The 1,257-nt window shown below is 56.6% G+C and carries 2 protein-coding genes; both read right to left on the reverse strand.

Annotation, left to right across the window (positions count from 1 at the left end; translation table 11 throughout):
- Positions 1–14: 14 nt before the first annotated feature.
- The gene (locus CZ674_RS00005; protein WP_143244566.1) at positions 15–899 is read right to left on the reverse strand and encodes an IS3 family transposase; all 885 of its coding nucleotides are present in this window, start codon (positions 897–899) and stop codon (positions 15–17) included.
- Between the two features lie 2 nt (positions 900–901).
- Positions 902–1,195: a transposase gene (locus CZ674_RS00010; RefSeq protein WP_086989812.1), complete on the reverse strand. Its 294-nt coding sequence runs from the start codon at positions 1,193–1,195 to the stop codon at positions 902–904.
- Between the last annotated feature and the right edge of the window lie 62 nt (positions 1,196–1,257).

The raw sequence follows: 1,257 nt of genomic DNA on the forward strand, positions 1-1,257 counted from the left end.
TGGACTTGCCCTAGTTAGGCGGACAGTTGCTTGTTCATTTTTGCGTATTCAATTGGTGGTTCGTAATCTAGCGCGGAGTGGATCCGCTTGCTGTTGTAGATATGGATGTAGCGAAATAGTCGCATTCGCGCCTCGCTGTAGGTGGAGGGCTGTCCGGCTGGATAGATCTCTTCGTTTTTCAGCGATGCAAACCATGACTCCATCATCGCGTTGTCCTGCGGGCTTTTGCGTTCGCCGATCGAGGGCCGTAGCCCGTTGCTCCTGGCGAGCTGCAACCATTCGTGCGACGTGAACTGGTAGCCCCGATCAGAATGGATGATGCATCCCGAAGGCGGCTTTCGGAGTGTGATCGCCTCTTGAAGCGCTGTCATGACGGTGGCTGGAGTTTCATGGCGAGCAACAGCCCAGCTGATGACCTCTCTGTTGAATGAGTCCAGAATGACAGCCACGCGCAGCATGCCTTGGCTCGTGCGGATCATCGTCAGGTCAGTGAACCAAATCTGATTCGGCCCAGACCCCACGAACGATCGCCGCACCAGATCACCAACCTCGGGGCGCCGCTTTGGTGGCGCGGAACGTGGTCGCGACTTGATTTTTCCGCGCCGAGCTCGGATTCCGTGTAACCGCATGAGCCGAGCGACACGATTCCTGCCCACGTGATGTGCTCGCTTCACGAGTTCTCGATGAATCCGAGGCGCACCGTAGTACTGAAACGCCGCATGAATCGACTGGATCTCCTGCAACAGCGTCAGATCCTCCGCCGCTCTGCCCCGCAACGGAGCTTGCAGACGCTTCAACCAGCCGTAGTACCCCGACTTGGAAACACCGAGGACACGACACATGACACTGATCTTCCGATGAGGGTACTTGGCCTTCTCCGCTTGGATATAGCAGTAAATCTCTACTGCTCCTTGCGGCGAGCGAAGAAGGCCAGCGCTTTTCCCAGAATCTCTAGCTCTTCCTCCTTCTGCGCCAGCTCACGCCGTAACCGAGCAATCTCCTGATGCTGAGCCACATCCTCGCTCCGAGAACCTCGAGCCGCTCGACCCTCCTGACGATCCGCGATTCTCACCCAATTCGACACCGTCGTCGGCGACAAATCGAACTCTTTCCCAATATCCGAAAACGTGCGACCACCCTGCCGAAACAACTCGACAATCTGATCCTTAAACTCCTGCGAAAACACAGTTCCCATGAGGACACCCTTCTGTGGCCATACAACCACTCTCAAGTGTCCGCGTCACCGGGGCAAGTCCA

It is taken from the genome of Agrococcus casei LMG 22410 (assembly GCF_900163565.1).
Classification (GTDB): domain Bacteria; phylum Actinomycetota; class Actinomycetes; order Actinomycetales; family Microbacteriaceae; genus Agrococcus; species Agrococcus casei.